The organism is Ascidiaceihabitans sp. (genome assembly GCF_039986515.1).
GTDB lineage: Bacteria > Pseudomonadota > Alphaproteobacteria > Rhodobacterales > Rhodobacteraceae > Ascidiaceihabitans.
In genome coordinates this window covers 94,710-118,207 of the sequence record NZ_JBDWQO010000003.1, presented here as the reverse complement: position 1 = coordinate 118,207, position 23,498 = coordinate 94,710, and the positions used below count along the sequence as shown (strand labels likewise).

The following is a 23,498-nucleotide window of genomic DNA, read 5'->3' as shown; positions in this document are numbered from 1 at the left end:
GTGGCCCATGAGCGCAGACACAAATGCACTGGCAATTTCGCTGTTCAGCGAAGTTCTGGCGGCGGATCAAACCGTTCGCAATGCCTTGGGACGGGTGTTGCCCAAGGGTATGGAAATCTCGCATTTCTCGGTGCTCAACCATCTGACATGGCATGATGGTGAACGCTCGCCCGCGCAATTGGCGCAAACGTTCAATGTCACACGCGGTGCCATGACCAACACTTTGGCAAAACTTGAATGGGCGGGATACATCCACGTTCGTCCCGATTGGGACGATGCGCGCCGCAAGATGGTGGCGATCAGCCCAGCAGGACGCAATGCTCGCGATCAAGCCCTAAGCGATATGGGGCCGATGGTTAGCAAAGCCGTGGAATCGCTGGGCGAAGACAGGGTGCGCGAAGCCCTACCCATTTTGCGTGAAATTCGGAAGCATCTGACGTAATGTGAAATGGTATGAACAGGGGCGCCGTTCATGTCCGAAAGAAGTTTTTGGTCGCGCAGCTATCAGGTTATCGAAAAAGGCACGAATATTTTCGGCTTTTTGTCGGCCTTGATCTGGATCTGGGCGTTGGTGTTTCCGGCAAAGGCCGTGTCTGTTCTGGAAAGCTATGAGGCGCGGTTTTGTATCAAGATACACAGCTTTCATAAATGTCGAAGACACCACCGCATTTGATATTCCGGGCACTGTGCGTCCCGTACACATCTGTTTGAATGCCATAGATGCCTAAGGCCAAGACCGAATGTCAGGATTTACGATTATGCGATGGCGTAAAACGCACGACAGCTGTGTTGCCAATAGTCGCTCTGGATAGGTCAGCCACGATGGCAATGCCTTGCCTATTGCGGAAGCCGCCACTGCGCTTTGCCAGTGACGGCCGCCCCTTGTCATACCTCTTTGGATTTCACACTTGCCGTGACATAATTCACACTTAAATCCCGATCAGACAAACGCCAGCCCCATGTCAGCGGATTAAAGACAAACCCCTGACGGTCCACGGGGTCCATTCCCGACTGTGACAACAGATCGAACAGCTCGTCCGGTGTGATGAACTTGTTCCATTCATGTGTGCCTTTTGGCAGCCAGCGCATAACGTGTTCCGCCCCGATGATGGCAAAGACGTAGGATTTGGGGTTGCGGTTCAGCGTCGAACAAATTTGTAGCCCGCCCGGTTTCAACAGATGCTGACACGCCGTCAGATAGGCCAGCGGATCGGCCACGTGTTCGACCACTTCCATATTCATCACCACGTCGAACTGTTCGCCGGCCGCGGCCATGTCTTCGGCTGTGGTAAAGCGGTAATCGATGTCCAGGCCCGATTGCGCGGCATGGGCTTGCGCCACGGGAATGTTGCGTTCTGCGGCATCCACCCCCACGATTTCGGCGCCCAACCGGGCCATGGGTTCCGACAAAAGCCCGCCCCCGCAGCCAATGTCCAGAACGCGCAGACCTGCGAACGGGTGTTCTTGTGTCAAATCACGGTCGAATTCCCCTGCGATCTGGTTTGTGATATAGTCCAACCGGCACGGGTTGAGCATGTGCAACGGTTTGAATTTTCCATTCGGATCCCACCATTCAGCTGCCATCGCTTCAAACTTGGCGATTTCAGAGGGGTCCACGGTGCTTTGATGCGCTTGCATTCTGATCTCCATGTGCTCATGTAACTTATCGACCTATATAGGGCCCTTAATGGACAAGCACACCGACCAAAAACGCGCAGTGCAATATCTGTACCCGCCGATTGACCCGTTTGATCAGCGTATGATGGATGTGGGCGACAGCCACCGCATTTACGTTGAGCAATGCGGCAACCCTCAGGGCATCCCTGTGGTGGTGTTGCATGGTGGTCCCGGTGGCGGATGCAGCCCCGCGATGCGGCGGTATTTCGATCCGGCCGTGTACCGTGTGATTCTTTTCGATCAGCGTGGGTGTGGCCGTTCGCGCCCCCATGCGTCGGTGAAAAACAACACCACATGGCATTTGGTGGCGGACATTGAAGCCATCCGCGAGGCCTTGGACATCGAGGCGTGGATAGTCTTTGGCGGCTCTTGGGGGGCGACATTGTCGCTGGTCTACGCCCAAACGCATCCCGACCGCACCATGCAGATTGTCTTGCGCGGTGTGTTCCTTGCCACGCAAGCCGAACTGGATTGGTTCTATGGCGGCGGTGCCGGGAAATTCTGGCCCGAGGTCTGGGACAAGTTCGTGAAACTGATTCCCGCAGATGAACGTGACGATTTGATCGGGGCGTATCACAAGCGCCTGTTTTCCGGTGATCTGCCGATTGAGACGCGGTATGCCCGTGCGTGGTCTTCATGGGAAAACGCGCTGGCGTCCATCCATTCCAACGGCAATGGCGGCGAGGCCCCTGGCGAATATGCCCGTGCCTTTGCCCGTCTCGAGAATCACTATTTCATCAATGCGGCTTTCCTGGAGGAAGACGGTCAAATTCTGGCCAACATGCATAAGATTGCGCATATTCCCGGCACCATCGTGCAGGGCCGCTACGATATGATCTGTCCCCCCGACAGCGCCTACGCCATTTCGCAGGTCTGGCCTGCAAGTGATCTGGTGATGGTGCGCAATGCAGGGCACGCCTTGTCAGAGCCGGGCATCAGCGCCGAACTGGTGCGCACCATGGACAGGATTGCAGGACATTGACCCGTTTGGACCGCCGCGTATTATTTACATCAGGTGCAGCTGCTGCTTTGCTGGCGGCCACGGGTGTGTTTGCGGGACCATCCCCGAAACGCGGGGGTCGGATGATGGCTGCATTGTCCGGCGCTGACCGTGCGGACGATTGGACAACGACATCGGGCCTTTTCATGCAAGCCGCACGGGGCGCTGTGTTTGAAACCCTGACCGAGATTGCAGCAGACGGTACGTTGCGTGGCAATATTGCGCAGGCATGGGCGTCTAACGATGGTGGCACGACGTGGCGCTTTGAATTGGCGCAAGATGTGATGTTTCATGACGGCGTGCCTTTGCGTCCCGCCGATATTGCGGCGTCCCTAAAGGCGGATGTGGTTGATCTGGGGGCAGGCGCTTTTCAGATAGCCCTCGGTGATCCGAACCCCAACTTGCCATTCCAACTGGCGGATCCGCGATTTGCGATCCTGCCTGCCGAAGCCGACCGTCAAGCGGCAGGGATTGGCACGGGGCTTTATGCTGTGCGCAAATTCGATGCGGGTCGCCAGTTTATCGGATCGCGTGTGGCCGTGCACCGCAAAGACGGCACCGAAGGCTGGTTCGATGAGGTCGAAATCGTGTCGATTCCGTCCCATACCGTGCGTGGCGAAGCGTTGCGGGATGGCCTTGTGGATGTGGCGGATGTCACGACCCTAGACGCTTACGCCGATCCCGCAGAATTCCAGTTCTTACCGTCAGAGCATCAAGCGCAACAAATCGCGCATCGCTCGGTGGCCGTGCCTGCGTCTGTTGGCACAGCTTGGCCATTGGACAACCTTGCGATGGCGCGGCGGTGGTGGAAAGCGTAAGTTGACGCAGGGCTGGGCCGTCTTATCTGGGCCAGTATGAAAACCTCAACTCAAAAATTGTCCCAAGATCATGTCAGTGCCGTCATTGAGATGGCCCTGTCCGATCACATCAGCTTTGCAGACATCAAGCTGGAATACGGGCTGTCCGAGGCCGAAGTAAAAGCCCTGATGCGTGAAAATCTACGGGCGGGCAGCTACCGTGCATGGCGCAAAAGGGTGCGTAAATTTTCTGACCGGCGCGAGAATTACAAGTGAGGCTTGCAGACTCGGGTCCAACTGGCTATATCGCTTTCAACAGCGGCGCGTCGGGGTCCAAACCCAACGCCCACCGGATACATCAACGGGCCGCGCGCCCGTTTTTTTGTGCCTGAACAGAACCTGGAGATACCTTGAACGACCTGCCCCCAAATACCCTGATTGCCAAAGCTGCCATTGATCGCCGTTTGGCTGAAATCGTAACCCCAGTCATTGAAGACATGGGTTACGAATTGGTGCGCATTCGTTTGATGTCTGGCAAAGCAACCACATTGCAGGTCATGGCCGACAAGCCCGAAGGCGGCATTGAGGTCGATGATTGCGCGAAGATTTCCCAAGCCATTGGTGCGACGCTGGATGTCGAAGACCCGATCCTGGATGAATATGCGCTGGAAGTGTCCAGCCCCGGCATCGACCGCCCTTTGACGCGCTTGAAGGACTTTGAAAACTTCGAAGGTTACGAGGCAAAGATCGAAACAGACGAGCTGATCGACGGTCGCCGCCGCTTTAAGGGCGAGCTGGCAGGCGTTGAGGGCAACGAAGTGCTGATCAACATCGAAGAAGGCACTGTTGGTTTGCAATTTGACTGGTTGTCAGACGCCAAGCTGGTTTTGACCGACGAGTTGATTAAAGAAATGCTACGCCAGCGCAAAGCTGCTGGAACTATCAATGAAGACGAGTTTGATGAGATCGAGACGGAAGAACCGTCCGATGGAGGAGAAAACTGATGGCCATTACATCTGCAAACCAGCTTGAGCTGTTGCAAACCGCCGAGGCAGTCGCCCGCGAAAAGATGATCGACCCTGTGTTGGTGATCGAGGCGATGGAAGAATCGCTCGCCCGTGCTGCGAAATCCCGCTACGGCGCGGAAATGGACATTCGTGTCGCCATCGACCGCAAAACGGGTCGTGCCAAATTCACGCGCGTGCGCACTGTGGTGGAAGACGAGGAATTGGAAAACTACCAGTCCGAATTCACCGTTGAGCAAGCCAAGCAGTACATGGCCGATCCTGAAGTGGGCCAAGAATTCATCGAAGAAGTGCCCCCCGTTGAAATGGGCCGCATCGCCGCGCAATCTGCAAAGCAGGTGATCTTGCAAAAGGTCCGCGAAGCCGAGCGTGACAAGCAGTTCGAAGAATTCAAAGACCGCATCGGCACCATCATCAACTGCGTGGTCAAGCGCGAGGAATACGGCAACGTCATCGTCGACATGAACCCCGGCGAAGGTATCCTGCGCCGCAACGAGAAAATCGGCCGCGAATCCTACCGCCCGAACGATCGTATTCGCGTGTTCATCAAAGACGTGCGTCGCGAACAGCGTGGGCCGCAAATCTTCCTGTCGCGGACGGCACCCGAATTCATGGCCGAACTGTTCAAGATGGAAGTGCCGGAAATCTACGACGGTATCATCGACATCAAGGCCGTTGCCCGTGACCCCGGTTCACGCGCGAAGATTGCTGTGATTTCCTATGACGGGTCCATCGACCCAGTGGGCGCTTGCGTTGGTATGCGCGGCAGCCGCGTGCAGGCCGTTGTGAACGAATTGCAGGGCGAAAAGATCGACATCATTCCTTGGAACGATGATCAGCCTACTTTCTTGGTCAATGCGTTGCAGCCTGCTGAGGTCTCCAAGGTTGTTCTGGACGAAGAAGCTGGCAAGATCGAAGTTGTTGTGCCTGAGGAACAGCTGTCTCTCGCGATTGGGCGTCGTGGCCAGAACGTGCGTCTTGCATCGCAACTGACGGGCCTTGATATCGACATTATGACAGAGGCCGAAGAATCAGCGCGCCGTCAGAAAGAATTCGAACTGCGCACCAAGCTGTTCATGGACAACTTGGATCTGGACGAATTCTTTGCGCAACTGCTGGTCGCGGAAGGCTTTACCAACCTTGAAGAAGTCGCATACGTCGAAGTGGACGAACTTTTGGTCATCGATGGCGTCGACGAAGGTACGGCTGGCGAATTGCAAGCCCGTGCGCGTGACGTGATCGAAGCGCAAAACAAAGCGGCACTTGATGCGGCCCGTGCGCTGGGCGTTGAAGACAGCTTGGTTGAATTCGATGGGCTGACACCCCAGATGATTGAAGCGCTTGCGAAAGACGACGTGAAAACGCTGGAAGATTTCGCGACATGCGCGGACTGGGAACTGGCTGGCGGTTGGACCACCGAAAAAGGCGAACGCATCAAAGACGATGGTGTTCTGGAGCCCTTCGGCGTTGATCTGGAAGAAGCACAGGCGATGATTATGATTGCACGTGTGTCTTTGGGTTGGGTTGATCCGGCTGAATTGGAAGCAATGGCAGAAGACGACGAAGACGGCGAAGCAACCTCTGAGGAAGCTGAGGCCTGATTTCAGGCCTCAGGGTTCACACATGAGTCGCGGTGGCGCCTCCAAGGATCGGTCCGACGGTCCAGATCGCAAGTGCATTGCCACAGGCGAAGTGCAGCCCAAGTACGGGCTGGTCCGCTTTGTCGTGGGGCCTGAAGATATGATTTATCCGGATGTGTCGGGTAAATTACCGGGGCGTGGCATTTATGTGGCTGCGGATCGTGATGCCCTTGAGGTGGCAGTGAAGAAAAAGCTGTTCGCTCGTGGTGCCAAACAGCAGGTGAAGCTGCCGGATGATTTGGTGGCCGAAGTCGAAAAGCAACTTGCACGGCGCGTTGTTGATTTGATCGCGATGTCGCGCAAGGCCGGATCGGCTGTTGCGGGATACGAAAAGGTGAAAGCCTGGCTTCAATCGGAAGAGGCTGAAGTGTTGATCCAAGCCTCTGACGGATCGGGTCGGGGGAAGACAAAGTTAAGTACGCCACACTATGGCAGCTACATCGGATGGCTGACGGCGGACGAATTGGGTTTGGCGTTTGGACGTCAAACTGTGATACATGGGGCGCTCGCCTCTGGTGGACTCACGAAACGTGTAGTAGAGGAAGCCCAGAGATTGCGAGGCGTACGCGCAAAAGAGGATGGCAAGGGCCATTCGGAAGGATAGACGAGCTAGATGAGCGATACTGACGGTAAGAAAACATTGGGTCTACGCGGCGCTGGCGCCGGGCGTCCTGGCAACGTGAAACAAAGTTTCAGCCACGGGCGGACCAAGAACGTCGTTGTCGAGACGAAACGCAAGCGCGTTGTCGTCCCCAAACCGGGTGGTCAAAAGCCAACGGGTCCGGGTGCCGGTCCTGTCGGTGATCCCTCCCGCCGCCCTGCAGGCATTTCGGATGCTGAAATGGACCGTCGCCTGAAGGCGGTTCAGGCTGCCAAGGCCCGCGAAGTCGAAGAGGCCGCGGCCCGTGAAGCCGAAGAAAAGGCGCGTGCGGAAGACCGTGAACGCCGCCGTGCGGAAATCGAGGCCAAAGAGCGTGAAGAAAAAGAACGCGAAGAAAGCCTGAAAGCGAAAGCCGAAGAAGAAGAGCGTAAAAAGCGCGAAGCCGAGGCTGCGGCCCAAGCGGCTGCCGCCCCTGCGCCTTCCGAAGCCCAACCGCAACGCGCAGCGCCCAACCGTGGCGGTCCTGCCCCTGCGGCCACCCCGCGCAAAAATGAACGCGAACAGCAGCAACGCCCCAAAGGCCGCGGCGACGACAACCGTCGCTCTGGCAAGCTGACATTGTCCCAAGCGACAGGCGGCGGCGACAACCGTCACCGTTCCATGGCGGCGATGAAGCGCAAGCAAGAACGTGCCCGTCAAAAAGCCATGGGTGGTTCGGTCGAGCGTGAAAAGGTCTTGCGCAAAGTTGATCTGCCCGAAGCCATCGTGGTGTCCGAACTGGCCGCCCGTATGACGGAACGTGTTGGTGACGTTGTGAAATCCCTTATGCAAATGGGCATGATGGTGACGCAAAACGAAACCATTGATGCCGATACAGCCGAGCTGATCATCGAAGAATTTGGTCACACCGTGAACCGCGTTTCTGACGCGGACGTGGAAGATGTGATCAACGTCATCGAAGACAAAGACGAAGATCTGAAAGCGCGTCCTCCGGTCGTGACGATCATGGGTCACGTTGACCACGGCAAGACGTCCTTGTTGGATGCTATCCGAAAAGCCAAAGTTGTTTCCGGCGAAGCAGGTGGCATCACCCAGCACATCGGCGCCTATCAGGTCACAACCGATGGCGGCCAAGTGCTGTCGTTCCTCGACACGCCGGGTCACGCGGCCTTTACGTCTATGCGTTCGCGCGGTGCTCAGGTCACGGATATCGTGATCCTGGTTGTGGCCGCCGATGACGCCGTGATGCCGCAAACGATTGAGGCGATTAACCACGCCAAAGCGGCCAACGTGCCGATGATCGTGGCCATCAACAAGATCGACAAACACGAAGCCAATCCAAACAAAGTCCGCACGGATTTGTTGCAGCATGAAGTGATCGTGGAAAAAATGTCTGGCGAAGTCCAAGACGTCGAAGTTTCGGCGGCGACGGGCCAAGGCCTGGACGAGTTGTTGGAAGCCATCGCGCTACAGTCCGAATTGCTGGAACTGAAGGCCAACCCTGATCGTGCTGCGCAAGGCGCTGTGATCGAGGCGAAGCTGGACGTGGGCCGTGGCCCTGTTGCCACTGTTCTGATCCAGACCGGTACATTGCGTCAGGGCGACATCTTCGTCGTTGGTGAGCAATACGGTAAGGTTCGTGCGCTGATCAACGACAAAGGCGAACGCATCAAAGAGGCTGGCCCGTCCATGCCTGTTGAGGTGCTTGGCCTGAACGGCACACCCGAAGCGGGCGACGTTTTGAACGTAACCGACACGGATGCGCAAGCGCGTGAAATCGCCGAATACCGCGAAAAAGCGGCCAAAGACAAACGCGCAGCAGCGGGTGCGGCAACGACCCTCGAACAGCTTATGGCAAACGCCAAAGCCGACGAGAACGTCAGTGAATTGCCAATCCTGTTGAAAGCGGATGTTCAGGGGTCTGCCGAAGCGATCGTGCAAGCCATGGAGAAAATCGGCAACGACGAAGTCCGGGTGCGCGTCTTGCACTCAGGCGTTGGCGCGATCACCGAAACCGACGTTGGTTTGGCGGAAGCTTCCGGTGCGCCGATCATGGGCTTCAACGTGCGTGCGAACACCTCTGCGCGGAACACTGCGAACCAAAAAGGCGTCGAAATTCGTTACTATTCGGTCATTTATGACCTTGTGGACGACGTCAAAGCGGCGGCATCGGGCTTGCTCAGCAACGAGATCAAAGAAAACTTCATTGGTTACGCAACCATCAAAGAGGTCTTCAAGGTCACGGGTGTTGGCAAGGTCGCAGGCTGCTTGGTCACCGAAGGTACGGCCCGCCGTTCCGCAGGTGTGCGTTTGCTGCGCGACAACGTGGTTATCCACGAAGGTACGCTGAAAACGCTCAAGCGCTTCAAAGACGAAGTGGCCGATGTGCCATCGGGTCAGGAATGCGGTATGGCGTTTGAGAAATACGAAGATATTCGCCCTGACGATGTCATCGAAATCTTCGAGCGCGAAGAGATCACGCGCACGTTGGACTAACAGTCCAACACAAAGAATTGAGAAAGGGGAGGGTGTTGCACCTTCCCCTTTTTCGTTTTCAGGAGCTTAGATAAATCGAACGTTGCTAAGGTGTGTGCTATTAACTGTATGAGAGTATATCTGAATGAAATCACTGTTAGAGCTTCCTGATATCGAAAGCTTCAAGCGACGCCTGCAATCACTTGCGAGTCTAGATGCGATCGTATGCCCAGAATGGGAATTTAGATATTTTTCCTATGACGCCAACTGGGCGCAAGGAGAAGAAATGGGCTCAATTAGGAATGGTTCGGGAGACGAAGTTTTCGCGCTTTTTTCTATACACGGGTGCTTTATCAAGGAATATTGTCGCGCTAAGTCAATAAAGAGTAATGCCTATGAATCCGTAGCTGTTGAGTTTCTAGAAGCTACTAATGAGACAGCGTTTTCGCCAAATAGAGTTACCAATTGTTATTGGAAAACCAAAGCATCTGATCGTTGGTCTATGAGCGGGAGTAGTGAAACCAGTGACTCAAACCTAGGTGAATTGCTCTCATTGGTGGATGGCAACGCTGAAACCTATCTAATTTTTGCGAAAGATTATTTTGAAAAAACACTACCTCTCGGCGCTGTCTCTCAAGTCTTGAAGTTTGCCAACTTGACTACTCCAATTTTGGATAGCCTAGAGTTTGATGGGCAATTTCATGATCTATCAAAGGAACTTGAACAGATAGGCTACCCGACAGCATTTGATTAGAACGTAGGTGAAATCGAAAAAGGGGAGGGTGTTGCACCTTCTCCTTTTTCGTTGTGGAACAGTAAAAACTGGGAGTTTGGGTGTGAGTGCGAGAAACAAAACGTCTCTGAAGCCAACGCTTGTTGTCACAGCTGTATATCAGTTGTGGGCAGGCGGCACTTCAAGCGCGATGGGATCCGATGGTTACATCGTTTGGCCACCTTTGGCCGCAATCAAAGCCTATTTTGTCCGTTCAATGCTTTGATGGATGCTTAAGTGACCCGTGGGTCAGATGAACCAACACCTGGGGTCAGCAATGCGAAGAGGGGTTCGATCAGGTTCCTGATCCAACAGGCCGCCCTACGAAAACCTGCTGACCGACCCGTACCAAAACACGGCCATTTTCCAAGGTGCGCACGAAAGTGCCTTGTACAGAAACGCAGCTGCCCATTGTGATTGTCCGTAGCATGTCATCATCCCTTGATAAGACTTTACGCCATCACTTTGGGCGGTAATTCGTTAACAAGTGTTAAAGCTTCCGTACGGTTATCATAACCAATCGCGTAAAATTGGAATGAGCGGAATGTCGGCTGCTGGCATCGGATAATTCCGCAAATCCTTTGCACGGACCCATTTTAGAGCCTGATTTTCGCGGCTTTGTGGTGTGCCTTCCCATTTTCGGCAAGCAAACAGAGGCATCAAAAGATGAAAATTATCGTAAGTGTGGCTGGCAAAAGTTAATGGCGCCAAACAACTTTCCCAAGTGTTGATGCCCAATTCCTCTTCCAGCTCTCGTATCAACGCAACTTCGGGTGTTTCGCCTGCTTCGACCTTGCCACCGGGGAACTCCCACAGCCCTGCCATCGATTTGCCCTCGGGCCGTTGCGCAAGCAAAACGCGTCCATCGACGTCGATCAAAGCAACAGCAGATACCAAAACTGTTTTGATGCTCATGATCGGTAGTCCGCGTTGATTTCGATATAGCCATGCGTCAGATCACACGTCCAGACCGTTGCCGATCCGTCGCCCATGCCGATGTCCACAGTTACCTTGATGTCTTGTTCTTTCATCAAAGCCGCAGCATCTGCTTCAACGTAGTCAGGGCTGACCCACCCTTTGTCAGCCACCAAAATATCACCGAACCAGATTGATAGGGTGTCGCGATCCGCTGGTGCACCTGATTTGCCAACGGCCATGACAACACGGCCCCAATTGGGATCTTCGCCTGCAATTGCAGTTTTCACCAAAGGCGAATTGGCGATGGCCATGGCATGTGTGTGTGCGTCTTTGTCAGAAGTTGCCCCTGTGACTGCGATCTCGACGAACTTGGTTGCCCCTTCGCCGTCTTTCACGACTTGATGCGCAAGGTCTTGCATCACGGCGTGCAGGGCTTCGGCAAAGTCGCCGTTCCCCGTGGCGTCCACCCTTGACGCGCCAGTCGCGGCCATCAGCAAGCTGTCAGAGGTTGAGGTGTCACTGTCTACGGTGATGCAGTTGAAGGTCTTGTCCGACAGGCCAGCCACCAGCGTTTGCAGCTTTCCCTGATCATAAGCGGCATCGGTGAAGACGTAGACCAGCATCGTCGCCATGTCGGGCGCGATCATACCAGAGCCTTTGGCGATGCCGGCGATATTCACTGTTTCCCCGTCAATCGTAACAGAGGCTTTTGCCCCTTTGGCAAACGTATCAGTTGTCATGATCGCCTGCGCCGCAGCTTCGATAGCTGTTTCGCTCAGAGATGAATTCAGTGCATCCAGCTTGGCGACAACGCGGTCATGCGGCAACGCCTCGCCGATCACGCCTGTAGAAGATGTGAACACGCGGCCTTCGGGGGTGCCTGTGGCATGCGCAACGGCCTGTGTGATCGCTTGTACCGACGCGACCCCGTGTTTGCCCGTGAACGCATTTGCATTGCCAGAGTTCACTAAAATCGCAGCGCTTTGATCCGGTGCGCCGCCCAGCTTGGCTTGGCAATCCAGCACAGGTGCTGCGCGGGTGGAAGACCGTGTGAAGACCCCGGCAATCGTGGTGCCGGGATCAAGCACAGCAAGCATCACATCGGTCCGGCCTGCGTATCGCACGCCTGCTTCAACAGTCGCAAAGCGTGCGCCCTTGATGGCGTGCAGGTCGGGAAAGGATACAGGCGCCAGCGGGGAGGTTTTGGTGATGTTTGCCATGGTTACGGGTTAAGAAGCTCTAGGTCTTTCAAGATTGTGGGGTCAATGCCGTCCGCGCCAGAGCGGTCAACGTCTGCGGCTTTTTCCATTTCGGCAATGACGTTTTCCAGCTTGGTGCGGCGCACTTCGGCCAGCAGCTCTTCGCGAACGTCCTTGAATTTCGGGGCATCTTTGGTGCGGGTTTCGTTCAACTGAATAACGTGCCAGCCAAACTGCGTTTCGACGGGATCCGAAATCGCGCCGGATTCCAATCCGACTACGGCTGCTTCAAAGGATGGCACCATAGCGCCTTTTCCAAACCAGCCCAACGACCCACCATTCGGACCGGACGGGCCTGTGGATTTTTCGCGCGCCGTTGATGCAAAATCAGCGCCGCCTTCAAGATCAGCCTTGATAGTGTCTGCTTCTTCCTTGGTTTCGACCAGAATATGCGAGGCATTGTATTCGGTTTCGGGCGCATCTGAGCTGTAGGTGCTGTCGTACAACGCCTGAATGTCTTCGACAGGAATATCTTCCGCCAAAATCTGTTCAACCTTCTCACCTGCGATCAGTGAACGGGTTTCGTTTTCGATAGATTTGGTGACGCGGGCGGGCAGTGTGCCGTCAAATGAATCCTTCAATACGGTTTGCTGCACAAGCTGGTCCAGAATGCCCTGAAACAAAACCGCGTCCGGCAATTGCTGGTATTGCTCGGGCAGGGAATTGCGGGCAACGATCATGTGCCCCACGGTGATGTCGGTGCCATTTACGGTTGCAACAACGGTGTCGGCGTCCTGGGCCTGAGCAGGCAAAGCTAGGGTCCAAGCGACCCCCAAAGCGGCGACAAATTTGAGACGGTTCTGCATGTTTCAGTCCTTGGGCTTTTGTCGCGGCGTTGCGCAACATTGACACTGTATAATACGGCCCTTACATCGCCATATGGGCTTTGTCCGGGACGTTTCTCTCAACTAGTATCTATGGGTTGCGTGCGGGTCGGGCAAGCCGTTGCAGGCAAACGTAACAAACTGGTCGCTGGAGAACGCATGCTGGGTTTCGGAACACTCACGAAAAAGATCTTTGGCACGCCCAATGATCGCAAAGTCAAAGCTGTGCGTCCCTTGGTCGAAAAGATCAACGCCCTTGAGCCTGAATACGAAAAACTGAGCGACCAAGGGCTGAAGGATAAAACCGAAAGCCTGGCAAAACGCGCCATGGGCGGTGAAAGCCTGGACGATTTGTTGCCCGAAGCATTTGCGAACTGTCGTGAGGGCGCGCGTCGCGCATTGGGTCTGCGGGCTTTTGATGTGCAGTTGATGGGTGGCATCTTTTTGCACCAAGGCAACGTCGCCGAAATGAAGACGGGTGAAGGCAAGACCCTTGTGGCGACGTTCCCTGCCTATCTGAATGCATTGACCGGCAAGGGCGTGCACGTTGTTACCGTGAACGATTATCTGGTGAAACGTGACGCAGAATGGATGGCCAAAGTCTACAATGCCTTGGGTCTGACCTGTGGTTTTGTGTACTCTGATCAACCCGACGACGAAAAACGTGCAGCCTATGCGTGCGACGTAACCTATGCGACCAACAACGAGTTGGGCTTTGATTACCTGCGCGACAACATGAAGTCCGAACTGGATCAGATTTTCCAAAAGCAGCACAACTTTGCCATCGTCGATGAAGTTGACAGTATTTTGATCGATGAAGCGCGAACACCGCTGATTATTTCCGGTCCTGCCGACGATCGGTCCGAGCTGTACAAAACCATCGACGCGGTGATCCCTTCGCTGACCGAAGAACACTACACCCTTGATGAAAAAACCCGCAATGTGACCTTTACAGACGAAGGCAACGAGTTCCTTGAAGAACAATTGCGTGTGCGTGGTTTGTTGGAAGAAGGGGCGACCTTGTATGACCCCGAAAGCACCACAATCGTGCACCACGTCAACCAAGGCTTGCGAGCCCATGTTTTGTTCACGCGCGACAAAGACTACATCGTGCGCGATGGCGATGTGGTTTTGATTGATGAATTTACAGGCCGCATGATGGCGGGGCGCCGCTTGTCTGACGGTTTGCATCAAGCGATCGAAGCCAAAGAAGATTTGGACATCAAGCCCGAAAACGTGACGCTGGCGTCTGTGACATTCCAAAACTACTTCCGCCTGTACAATACCCTGTCTGGCATGACGGGCACGGCGGCGACCGAAGCCGCTGAATTCGCGGAAATCTACGGCCTTGGTGTTGTCGAAGTGCCCACAAACCGCGAAATCGCACGTGTTGACGAAGACGATCAGGTCTTTCGCACAGGCGCGGAAAAGTATGAGGCAATGGTCAAAGAGATCAAAAAGGCCCATGAAAACAAGCAGCCCGTTCTGGTCGGGACCACATCCATCGAAAAGTCGGAAATGTTCAGCCAGGCGCTGACGGCAGAAGGCATTGCACATAACGTCTTGAACGCGCGCCAGCATGAACAAGAAGCGCAAATTATCGGGGATGCGGGCAAGTTGGGTGCCGTAACGATCGCCACGAACATGGCGGGCCGCGGCACCGATATTCAACTTGGCGGCAACGTCGAAATGAAAGTGATGGAAGCGCTGGCGGCGGACCCTGAAGGTGATCCCGAAGCGCTACGTGCAAAAATCGAAGCTGAACACGAAGATGAAAAGAAGGCCGTTCTGGCTGCGGGTGGTTTGTTCGTTCTGGCCTCAGAACGTCACGAAAGCCGCCGCATCGACAACCAGTTACGGGGTCGTGCCGGGCGTCAGGGTGATCCGGGCCGCACGTCCTTCTATCTGTCTTTGGAAGACGATTTGATGCGTATTTTCGGGTCCGAGCGTTTGGACAAGGTTCTTAAAACGCTGGGTCTGGAAGAGGGCGAAGCGATTGTGCACCCGTGGGTCAACAAGTCGCTGGAACGTGCGCAAGCCAAGGTCGAAGGCCGTAACTTTGACATCCGCAAACAACTTTTGAAGTTTGACGATGTGATGAACGACCAGCGTAAAGTCGTCTTTGCGCAACGTCGCGACATCATGGAATCCCAAGATTTGTCTGAAATCACCGGCGATATGCGCGAGCAGGTTATCGATGATCTGATCGACATTCACATGCCAGCAGGTTCTTACGCTGACCAATGGAACGCACAGGGCTTTTATGCAGACGCCTTGGAACAGCTGGGCCTTGATGTGTCGCTGATTGAATGGATGGAAGAAGAGGGCGTAGACGACGAACAAATCCGCGAACGCCTGATCGAAGCCGCGGACGCATTGATGGCCGAAAAAGTCGCACAGTTCGGTGAAGACAATATGCGATCCATCGAGAAGCAATTGTTGCTCCAATCTATCGACGGAAAATGGCGTGAACACTTGTTGACGTTGGAACATTTGCGATCCGTTGTTGGGTTCCGCAGCTACGCGCAGCGCGACCCTTTGAACGAATACAAAAACGAATCGTTCCAATTGTTTGAAACGATGCTGGATGGGTTGCGGTCTGACGTGACACAGAAGCTTTCGAAAATTCGTTTGATGACGGAAGATGAACAGCGTGCGATGGCGGAAGAAATGGCGGCCCAACAAGCCGCCTCTGCGGCTTTGGCCACGCCAAATGCAGATGTGCTGCCAACACCGACAGCCGAAGCTGTTGCGGCTGGGTTTGATGAGAATGACCCAACCACTTGGGGCAATCCGGGGCGCAATGAACCATGCCCCTGTGGGTCGGGCCTGAAATTCAAACACTGCCACGGCCGTCTGACCTAAATCTGGCCTGCCTTTATCTTGCCTAAATGAGTCCTTGGATCGGTCATAACCCGGTCCAAGTTTGATGTGATGTTGCTTCTGACCCAATCCGCCAGAAGGGATAGAACGATGTTAAAAGCAAGAGGAATTGCGACTGCCGCCGGTACACTGGCCTGCGCCGTTGGCATTGGCTTTATCATGCAAAATGGTGACACCGCGAAAGAACGCTACGGCGCACAAACGCCGATTTTGGACACAGAAACGGTTCAAGCAGATGTTATTTCTGCCGTCGTGAATGCGGATCTCGTCTTGGAAGTGCAAGATATCACGCTGACGTCTGCCCAAACGGCGCCGTTGCCAGAAACCGGCGATGTGACGTCCATTGGAACTGACACAGGTCTTCAATTGGCGGCGGCAAATGATGCTTTGGAAGCCCCTGCGCAACCCGATGTGGTGCCTTTGCCCAGCTGCGATATTGTTGCATCCGCCCAAGCGGCACCGGGGGCCATGATTGAACTATCTTTAAACGCGCCGTGTTTGCCAAATGAACGTGTGAACGTTCACCATCAGGGTTTGGTGTTTACACAAACAACCAGAAACGACGGCAGTTTGACCTTTAGTCTGCCTGCGTTAGCCCAAGACGCCACAGTTATTTTTGCATTTTCAGACGGGGACGGTGCCGTGACATCGGCATTGGTAGATGATCTGGATATGTACAATCGCACGGCGTTGCAGTGGCGCGGCGATGCTGGTTTCCAAATCCATGCCCGTGAATTCGGGGCAGCTTATGGCGAAGACGGCCATGTTTGGGTCGGTGCACCCACCGCACAGGGGGATTTGACGCGATTGGGCGATGCCACGGTTGCGGAGCCTTTCATGGCAGAGATTTACAGTTTCCCGCGCATGTCCAGCACGTCTGAAGGGACAGTTGACCTTAGCGTTGAAGCGGAAGTGACACGCGCCAATTGCGGTTTAGAAATCGAAGCGCAGTCGCTGGAAGTTTCGTCGACCGGGATCAAAACTCAGGATTTGACCCTTGCAGTGCCAGATTGTGACGCCTTAGGTGACTTTCTGGTGTTGAATAATCTGGTCCAAGACCTGAAAGTCGCCAGCAACTAAAGCTGTGCAACTCTAGGAGCCGAAATGGCCTTGAAACGTGCGGCGATCTTCGCCGCGCTTTTCTTTTTGCTGGGTCAGACGATCGCCTTTGCCCAAGATGTGACCCTGACATCGCCTGATGGAAGCGTTGAAATCAGCGGTACTTTGCTTGGTTTTGACGGGGAATTTTATCGCGTCGATTCCGTCTATGGCGAATTGACGGTCGACGGATCCGGGGTGCTATGTGACGGCCCCGCGTGCCCGAACTTGCAAGATTTTGTCGCACAGGTTTCGATTTCTGGATCAGCGACGATGGGATCTGTTCTGATGCCTGCGCTGCTGGAAGGGTTCGCTTTGCGTGGAGGCTATGTCACCCAGCGCGAGACGTTGAATTCCGAACAATACGTGTACCGCTTGATATCCGAAGACAGCGACAAGCTTGTCGCAGAGTTTCACTTTCGCCTGACAACAACGGATGACGGTTTCTTTGACCTGTTGGGCAACGAGGCGGACATCGTCATGGCGTTGCGCGAAATCCGTCCCGAAGAACGCAAGTTGGCCCGCGAGGCCGGTATGGGTGACATGACACGGGCCAATCGCAGCCGTGTTTTGGCTTTGGATGCCATGGTGCCTGTTGTGTCGCCCAGCAATCCGGTGCGCAGTGTTTCCCCGCTGGATTTGGCGCGTATATTGGCGGGCCGTATCGACAATTGGAAAGATCTGGGCGGCCCGGACGCGCCGATTGATTTGCACTTGCCTGCCTTTGAAACCGGTTTGGGGCAGGCCATCGAAGACGAAATCATGGGGCCAGCAAAGCTTGAATTTGCCGAAAATATTGTGCGTCATGACCGTGGTGCCGATCTGGCGCTGGCTGTGCAGAACAGTCCGTTTGCCATAGGCGTTGCCAGCTATGCGGAGGTCGGAAATACGCAACCAGTGACTTTGACAGGTGCGTGTGGTTTCGCGTTGCGTGCGGCGCGGCGCACGATAAAGACCGAAGATTACCCTTTGACCGCCCCGATGTTTTTGTATCTGCCGGCGCGTCGGTTGCCCAAAATTGGTCGTGATTTTTTGGCTTTCACGCGTGGTCCATCTGCTCAGATTATGATCCGCCGCGCGGGTTTTGTAGATCAGGCCCCCGAAGAAATTGCGATTAATGATCAAGGCAGCCGTTTTGCCAATGCGATTTCTGTGGCAGGACCGGAGACGTCATTAGAAGAACTTCAACGCATGACGCGCACTTTGGATGGGATGGCGCGTCTTACCACGTCTTTCCGTTTTGAATCTGGGTCTATCCGTTTGGATGCGCAATCAAGGTCCAATGTGCAACAATTGGCCCGTGCGTTGGAAGTTGGGCGCTATGATGCGCGACAGGTTACATTTGTCGGTTTCAGTGACGGGGACGGCCCTGCGTCCGCCAATCGCGATATTGCGTTAAAGCGGGCCGATGCGGTGCGCAGAGCAGTGAAGCAGGCGGCGGAAACGGCCAACTTTGACCGGGTGGTACTGGATGTGGATGCATTTGGTGAAGCATTGCCCATGGCGTGCGATGACAGCGCGTGGGGCCGTCAGGCCAACAGACGTGTTGAGGTCTGGGTGCGTTAAGTGTGATGTTTCGGAATTCGACTTTTTAGGGGGCGCTGTGCGCCTCCCGCGGGGTTACTTTGGAAAAAGACGCTTAAAGGTAGCCCTCTGATTTGAAGCTGATTTCTGCTGATTTCCCGATGATCAGATGGTCGTGCAAAGTTATGCTTAAGGCGGTGCACGCTGTTTGAATCTTTTCCGTCATAATCAAATCTGAATCTGACGGCGTTGGGTCCCCCGAGGGATGATTGTGGACCAGGATGAGTGCACTCGCGTTAAGTTCCAACGCGCGTTTGGCAATTTCCCGAGGGTAGACGGGCACATGATCAACGGTGCCTTTTGCTTGGGCTTCATCGGCGATCAACGTGTTTTTGCGGTCCAGATAGAGCACCCGAAACTGTTCAGTCTCGCGGTGTGCCATAGCCGTATGACAATAGTCCAACAAAGCATCCCAAGAGGACAACACCGGCCGGTTCATGATTTTTGCGCGGGCCATCCGTTGTGCAGCGGCTTCTATGATTTTAAGCTCTGTGACCACGATGTCTGTGACGCCTGCGATCCGCAGCAGGCGTTCTGGCGAGGCGGTGATCACGCGGTTGAAGTCGCCAAAGGTTTTCATCAGCTCTTTGGTCAGTGGTTTGATATCGGCGCGCGGTATCGCGCGAAATAGCACCAGTTCCAGCATTTCATGGTCTTGCACTGCTTTATTGCCCGCTGAAGCAAACCTGTCGCGCAGTGCTTTGCGTTCTTCGGATACCAAAACCGCAGGCCGCATGCAGGGCCATTGCACCGGTGTGGCTTCATCAAGGTCAAAAATATTGCTGGCCTCGTGAAAGGCATGAATTGATTCTGTCATAGGGGTAGCGTTGCAAATTGCCCTTACCGGACTGTTAACGGCAATAAAAAAGGCGGGACAAAGCCCGCCTTTTGATACTGCTGCTGGTTTCCAGATCAGCCCTTCATGCTGTCCCAAAAACTTTTGACCGACGAAAAGAAGCTGCTGCTTTCGGGGTTATTTTCCGACGATAGCTCATCGAATTCTTTCAGCAGTTCTTTCTGTTTCGCCGTCAGGTTCACGGGTGTCTCAACGGCGAGTTCGATGAACATGTCGCCTGCTGCGCCGCCGCGTAGGGCGGGCATGCCTTTGGACCGCAGGCGCATTTGGCGCCCGGATTGCGATCCTGCAGGGATTTGCACACGTCCACGGCCACCGTCGATGGTGGGCACTTCGATGCTACCGCCCAAGGCAGCTGTGCTCATGGAGACGGGCACACGACAGAACAGGCTGTTGCCGTCACGTTCAAACAACTCGTGCGTTTTGACGTCGATGAAGATGTAGAGATCACCGGACGGCCCGCCGCGCATGCCGGCTTCGCCTTCGCCCGCAAGACGAATGCGTGTACCGGTTTCGACGCCTGCAGGGATGTTCACAGACAAGGAACGATCTTTTTCGACGCGCCCTGCGCCGGAACAGCTTTTGCAGGGGTTGTTGATGATCTGACCCAAACCGGAACAGGTTGGGCATGTGCGTTCAACGGTAAAGAACCCCTGTTGGGCACGGACTTTGCCCATTCCCGAACATGTGGGGCAGGTTGAGGGTTCCGCGCCGCCTTCTGCGCCGGACCCGTTGCATGGTTCACACGCCACCGACGTTGGAACATTTAGCGTTTTTTGCATGCCTGCAAAGGCGTCTTCCAACGATATGGTTAGGTTGTAGCGCAAGTCAGAGCCGCGTGCCGCGCGACGTCCGCCGCCTTGCCCGCCACGTCCGCCTGCGAAATCGCCAAACAAGTCGTCGAAAATATCCGAGAACGCGCTGCCAAAGTCGCCTTGCCCCTGACCGCCGCCAAAGCCGCCGCCGGGTCGTCCGCCACCGCCCATTCCACCTTCAAAGGCGGCGTGGCCATAGCGGTCGTAGGCGGCTTTTTTGTCGCCGTCTTTCAGAACTTCGTAAGCTTCATTTGCTTCTTTGAACTGGTCTTCTGCTTTGGGATTGTCCGCGTTGCGGTCGGGGTGCAGTTCTTTGGCTTTCTTGCGATAGCCTTTTTTGATTTCGTCGGCTGAGGCGCCTTTGGCGACGCCAAGCACTTCATAATAGTCACGTTTTGCCATGGATCTGGTTCCTCTCTGGAACGAACAAGCCGGCCCGGTGAACGGACCGGCTTGAAATTGGGGTCACGACGGGGCGCTTACGCGCGTTTGTCGTCGTCCAGATCTTCGAATTCCGCGTCGAGGATGTCGTCGTCTCCGTCGCGTGGTTCGTCGGCGGCTGCCGGCTCTTCTTCGCCAGCTTCCGCTGCAGAAGCTTTGTAGATCGCTTCGCCCAGTTTCATGGCCGATTCGGTCACGTTCTGGATGCCAGATTTGATCTTGTCGGCGTTGTCCGTTTCCAGATCGTCATTAAGCGCAGCAATGGCCAATTCGATCGCTTCGATCGTCGTTGGGTCCACCTTGTCTTTGTGCTCTTCCATGGATTTCTCCGTGGAGTGGATCAGGCTTTCGGCTTGGTTCTTCGCCTCGATCAGTTCCTTACGCTCTTTGTCCGCATCCGCGTTCTCTTCCGCGTCTTTGACCATGGCTTCGATGTCCGCATCGGACAAACCGCCAGAGGCCTGGATCGTGATCTTCTGTTCCTTCATCGTGCCTTTGTCCATCGCGCCCACGGACACGATGCCGTTTGCGTCGATATCAAACGTCACTTCGATCTGCGGCATTCCACGTGGGGCAGGTGGGATCGATTCAAGGTTGAAAGCACCGAGGATCTTGTTGTCGGACGCCATTTCGCGCTCACCTTGGAACACCCGGATCGTCACAGCATTCTGGTTGTCTTCTGCGGTTGAGAAGATTTGCGATTTCTTCGTCGGGATCGTTGTGTTGCGGTCGATCAAGCGTGTGAACACGCCGCCGAGGGTTTCGATGCCCAAGGACAGAGGTGTCACGTCCAACAGAACCACGTCTTTCACGTCGCCTTGCAGAACACCGGCTTGGATCGCGGCACCCATGGCCACAACTTCGTCGGGGTTCACGCCTTTGTGGGGCTCTTTGCCGAAGAACTTTGTCACTTCATCGATCACTTTAGGCATACGTGTCATACCGCCGACCAAGACCACTTCGTCGATGTCGGATGCGGACAGGCCTGCATCTTTCAACGCTGCGGCGCAGGGTTTCATGGACGCTTTGATCAGATCGTTCACAAGGCTTTCCAGCTTCGCACGCGTCAGTTTCATGACCATGTGCAACGGCTGGCCTGTGGAGCCCATGGAGATAAACGGCTGGTTGATTTCGGTCTGGTTGGCGGAAGACAATTCGATCTTCGCCTTTTCAGCCGCTTCTTTCAAACGCTGCAACGCCATCTTGTCTTGTGTCAGATCAACAGAATGCTCTTTTTTGAACTCGTCCGCGAGGTAGTTGACGATGCGCATGTCAAAGTCTTCACCGCCCAAGAACGTGTCGCCGTTGGTGGATTTCACTTCAAACAGGCCATCGTCGATTTCAAGGATGGTCACGTCGAATGTACCGCCGCCAAGGTCATAGACCGCGATGGTTTGTGTGTTCTCTTTGTCGAGGCCGTAAGCCAGCGCCGCTGCTGTTGGTTCGTTGATAATCCGCAGCACTTCGAGGCCCGCGATTTTGCCGGCGTCTTTTGTCGCTTGGCGCTGCGCGTCGTTGAAGTAGGCAGGAACCGTGATCACGGCTTGGGTCACGTCTTCGCCAAGGTAGCTTTCCGCTGTCTCTTTCATCTTACCCAAGATGAAGGCAGAGATTTGCGACGGCGAATACTTTTCACCCTTCGCTTCGACCCATGCGTCGCCGTTGCCGCCATCAATCACGTTGAAGGGCAGGTTCTTTTTGTCTTTCGCCAGATGCGCGTCATCGTTGCGGCGACCGATCAGGCGTTTGACGCCGAAGATTGTGTTGTCTGGGTTTGTCACCGCCTGGCGTTTTGCGGGCTGGCCCACAAGACGTTCGTTGTCGGTGAAAGCCACGATGGATGGTGTTGTGCGCGCGCCTTCTGCGTTTTCAACAACGCGAGGCTGGCTGCCGTCCATGATGGCGATGCAGGAGTTAGTTGTTCCGAGGTCAATACCAATAACTTTGGCCATGTTTTTCGATCCCTTATTTAGCGTTCAAGGCGATGACACGAGACGCAGGCCCGTTACGGCACCCTTGTCCCGAATGATAAGCATGAAACAGGTCGTCTCATGCGGTTCGGAGCGTATATAAGGAGCGTACACTAGCCCTGCAAGCGTTGCGGACAGGTGAATCTGGGGAATTTTGCAATTTGAGGCGGATATGACGGTTCTTAGGCTGCGCGGCTTTGACATCCGTAAACAGTACCTTAACACACAGGCACAAAATGAGGTCTTGCAGGCCGTGCGCGCCGTTGCCGAAACGGCACCTGTTTTCTCGCCCATGACCCCTTATGGAAAACCGATGACTGTGCGCATGACGTCGGCAGGCAAATACGGTTGGTTTTCGGATGCGTCCGGGTATCGCTATGTTCGGACACATCCTTCGGGTACGCCTTGGCCGGACATTCCACCTAAAATTTTAGATATTTGGCGGGCGGTGTCTGGTGTGGACCGGATGCCTGACTGCTGCTTGGTCAACTTCTATGGCGAAGGTGCCCGCATGGGTCTGCATCAAGATAAGGACGAGGCCGACTTTCGCTGGCCGGTTGTGTCTGTGTCTTTGGGGGACGACGGACTGTTCCGCATCGGCAACCAAACCCGGGGCGGCAAAACGGAATCGGTCTGGTTGCAATCGGGGGACGTGGTGGTCATGGGCGGCGCCGCGCGATTGACCTATCACGGCGTCGACCGGATCAAATTTGGCACATCCACGTTACTTCCCAAAGGAGGGCGCATCAATCTGACACTGCGTGTGGTTGATTGAGAGACCGTTGTCCTTTAATCTTTCCCCAGAACATGGAGATTTTATGTCCCGGTAAAGTGGGAAAGTCTTTGCGCTTTCCGATGCACAC

General features: G+C 54.9%; 21 protein-coding genes. 14 read left to right on the top strand and 7 right to left on the bottom strand.

The window, feature by feature from the left end; genetic code table 11:
- Nucleotides 1-7: 7 nt before the first annotated feature.
- Nucleotides 8-442, top strand: a complete 435-nt coding sequence (locus ABJL60_RS00950) for a MarR family winged helix-turn-helix transcriptional regulator (RefSeq protein ID WP_108826784.1) — start codon at nucleotides 8-10, stop codon at nucleotides 440-442.
- Nucleotides 443-472: 30 nt separating this feature from the next.
- Nucleotides 473-673, top strand: a complete 201-nt coding sequence (locus ABJL60_RS00945) for a hypothetical protein (protein ID WP_348373415.1) — start codon at nucleotides 473-475, stop codon at nucleotides 671-673.
- 212 nt (nucleotides 674-885) lie between these two features.
- On the opposite strand, the gene ubiG is transcribed toward ABJL60_RS00945, so the two are convergent.
- Entirely contained in the window at nucleotides 886-1,638 is a 753-nt protein-coding gene (gene ubiG / locus ABJL60_RS00940) for a bifunctional 2-polyprenyl-6-hydroxyphenol methylase/3-demethylubiquinol 3-O-methyltransferase UbiG (protein WP_348373414.1), read from the bottom strand.
- Between the two features lie 49 nt (nucleotides 1,639-1,687).
- Between ubiG and pip the strand changes: the two genes are divergently transcribed.
- The 8 genes from pip (at nucleotide 1,688) to ABJL60_RS00900 (ending at nucleotide 9,969) form a co-directional block, all read left to right on the top strand.
- Nucleotides 1,688-2,659: a prolyl aminopeptidase gene (gene pip, locus ABJL60_RS00935; protein ID WP_348291725.1), complete on the top strand. Its 972-nt coding sequence runs from the start codon at nucleotides 1,688-1,690 to the stop codon at nucleotides 2,657-2,659.
- The gene (locus tag ABJL60_RS00930; RefSeq protein ID WP_348373413.1) at nucleotides 2,656-3,495 is read left to right on the top strand and encodes an ABC transporter substrate-binding protein; all 840 of its coding nucleotides are present in this window, start codon (nucleotides 2,656-2,658) and stop codon (nucleotides 3,493-3,495) included. The genes pip and ABJL60_RS00930 overlap by 4 nt, the downstream gene beginning before the upstream one ends.
- A 36-nt stretch (nucleotides 3,496-3,531) precedes the next feature.
- Nucleotides 3,532-3,750, top strand: a complete 219-nt coding sequence (locus tag ABJL60_RS00925; protein ID WP_348373412.1) for a DUF2805 domain-containing protein — start codon at nucleotides 3,532-3,534, stop codon at nucleotides 3,748-3,750.
- Between the two features lie 143 nt (nucleotides 3,751-3,893).
- The gene (gene rimP, locus ABJL60_RS00920) at nucleotides 3,894-4,478 is read left to right on the top strand and encodes a ribosome maturation factor RimP (protein WP_348291758.1); all 585 of its coding nucleotides are present in this window, start codon (nucleotides 3,894-3,896) and stop codon (nucleotides 4,476-4,478) included.
- Nucleotides 4,478-6,100 (top strand): transcription termination factor NusA, encoded by a 1,623-nt coding sequence (gene nusA / locus ABJL60_RS00915; protein WP_348291719.1) that lies wholly within the window; start codon nucleotides 4,478-4,480, stop codon nucleotides 6,098-6,100. Before rimP ends, nusA begins: the two co-directional genes overlap by 1 nt.
- 22 nt (nucleotides 6,101-6,122) lie before the next feature.
- Complete coding sequence (locus ABJL60_RS00910) at nucleotides 6,123-6,743, top strand: RNA-binding protein (protein WP_348291717.1); 621 nt, start codon at nucleotides 6,123-6,125, stop codon at nucleotides 6,741-6,743.
- A gap of 9 nt (nucleotides 6,744-6,752) precedes the next feature.
- Entirely contained in the window at nucleotides 6,753-9,236 is a 2,484-nt protein-coding gene (gene infB / locus ABJL60_RS00905; RefSeq protein WP_348291715.1) for a translation initiation factor IF-2, read from the top strand.
- A 124-nt stretch (nucleotides 9,237-9,360) separates the two neighbouring features.
- A complete protein-coding gene (locus tag ABJL60_RS00900) occupies nucleotides 9,361-9,969 on the top strand; it encodes a hypothetical protein (protein WP_348373411.1) in 609 nt (202 codons plus the stop codon).
- A 528-nt stretch (nucleotides 9,970-10,497) separates the two neighbouring features.
- On the opposite strand, the gene ABJL60_RS00895 is transcribed toward ABJL60_RS00900, so the two are convergent.
- From ABJL60_RS00895 to ABJL60_RS00885, 3 genes are read right to left on the bottom strand one after another with little or no spacing between them, the layout of a single operon-like run.
- On the bottom strand, nucleotides 10,498-10,896 hold the full coding sequence (locus tag ABJL60_RS00895; protein WP_348373526.1) for a (deoxy)nucleoside triphosphate pyrophosphohydrolase: 399 nt from the start codon (nucleotides 10,894-10,896) through the stop codon (nucleotides 10,498-10,500).
- Nucleotides 10,897-10,898: 2 nt separating this feature from the next.
- Entirely contained in the window at nucleotides 10,899-12,125 is a 1,227-nt protein-coding gene (gene argJ, locus ABJL60_RS00890; protein ID WP_348373410.1) for a bifunctional glutamate N-acetyltransferase/amino-acid acetyltransferase ArgJ, read from the bottom strand.
- A 2-nt stretch (nucleotides 12,126-12,127) separates the two neighbouring features.
- Nucleotides 12,128-12,970: a peptidylprolyl isomerase gene (locus ABJL60_RS00885; protein ID WP_348373409.1), complete on the bottom strand. Its 843-nt coding sequence runs from the start codon at nucleotides 12,968-12,970 to the stop codon at nucleotides 12,128-12,130.
- Between the two features lie 177 nt (nucleotides 12,971-13,147).
- Between ABJL60_RS00885 and secA the strand changes: the two genes are divergently transcribed.
- The 3 genes from secA (at nucleotide 13,148) to ABJL60_RS00870 (ending at nucleotide 18,535) form a co-directional block, all read left to right on the top strand.
- On the top strand, nucleotides 13,148-15,853 hold the full coding sequence (secA, locus tag ABJL60_RS00880) for a preprotein translocase subunit SecA (RefSeq protein ID WP_348373408.1): 2,706 nt from the start codon (nucleotides 13,148-13,150) through the stop codon (nucleotides 15,851-15,853).
- A gap of 108 nt (nucleotides 15,854-15,961) precedes the next feature.
- Nucleotides 15,962-16,951: a hypothetical protein gene (locus ABJL60_RS00875; protein WP_348373407.1), complete on the top strand. Its 990-nt coding sequence runs from the start codon at nucleotides 15,962-15,964 to the stop codon at nucleotides 16,949-16,951.
- Nucleotides 16,952-16,975: 24 nt separating this feature from the next.
- Entirely contained in the window at nucleotides 16,976-18,535 is a 1,560-nt protein-coding gene (locus tag ABJL60_RS00870) for a phosphate ABC transporter substrate-binding/OmpA family protein (protein WP_348373406.1), read from the top strand.
- Between the two features lie 73 nt (nucleotides 18,536-18,608).
- Here ABJL60_RS00870 and radC read toward each other — a convergent pair whose 3' ends face one another.
- From radC to dnaK, 3 genes are all read right to left on the bottom strand, one after another.
- Nucleotides 18,609-19,370 carry a DNA repair protein RadC gene (gene radC, locus ABJL60_RS00865; RefSeq protein WP_348373405.1) on the bottom strand — a complete coding sequence of 254 codons (762 nt, stop codon included), beginning with the start codon at nucleotides 19,368-19,370 and terminating at the stop codon, nucleotides 18,609-18,611.
- 95 nt (nucleotides 19,371-19,465) lie between these two features.
- The gene (dnaJ, locus tag ABJL60_RS00860) at nucleotides 19,466-20,626 is read right to left on the bottom strand and encodes a molecular chaperone DnaJ (protein ID WP_108826797.1); all 1,161 of its coding nucleotides are present in this window, start codon (nucleotides 20,624-20,626) and stop codon (nucleotides 19,466-19,468) included.
- A 77-nt stretch (nucleotides 20,627-20,703) separates the two neighbouring features.
- Nucleotides 20,704-22,617 carry a molecular chaperone DnaK gene (dnaK, locus tag ABJL60_RS00855; protein WP_348291698.1) on the bottom strand — a complete coding sequence of 638 codons (1,914 nt, stop codon included), beginning with the start codon at nucleotides 22,615-22,617 and terminating at the stop codon, nucleotides 20,704-20,706.
- Nucleotides 22,618-22,807: 190 nt separating this feature from the next.
- Between dnaK and ABJL60_RS00850 the strand changes: the two genes are divergently transcribed.
- Entirely contained in the window at nucleotides 22,808-23,410 is a 603-nt protein-coding gene (locus tag ABJL60_RS00850; RefSeq protein WP_348373404.1) for an alpha-ketoglutarate-dependent dioxygenase AlkB, read from the top strand.
- The last annotated feature ends 88 nt before the right edge of the window (nucleotides 23,411-23,498 follow it).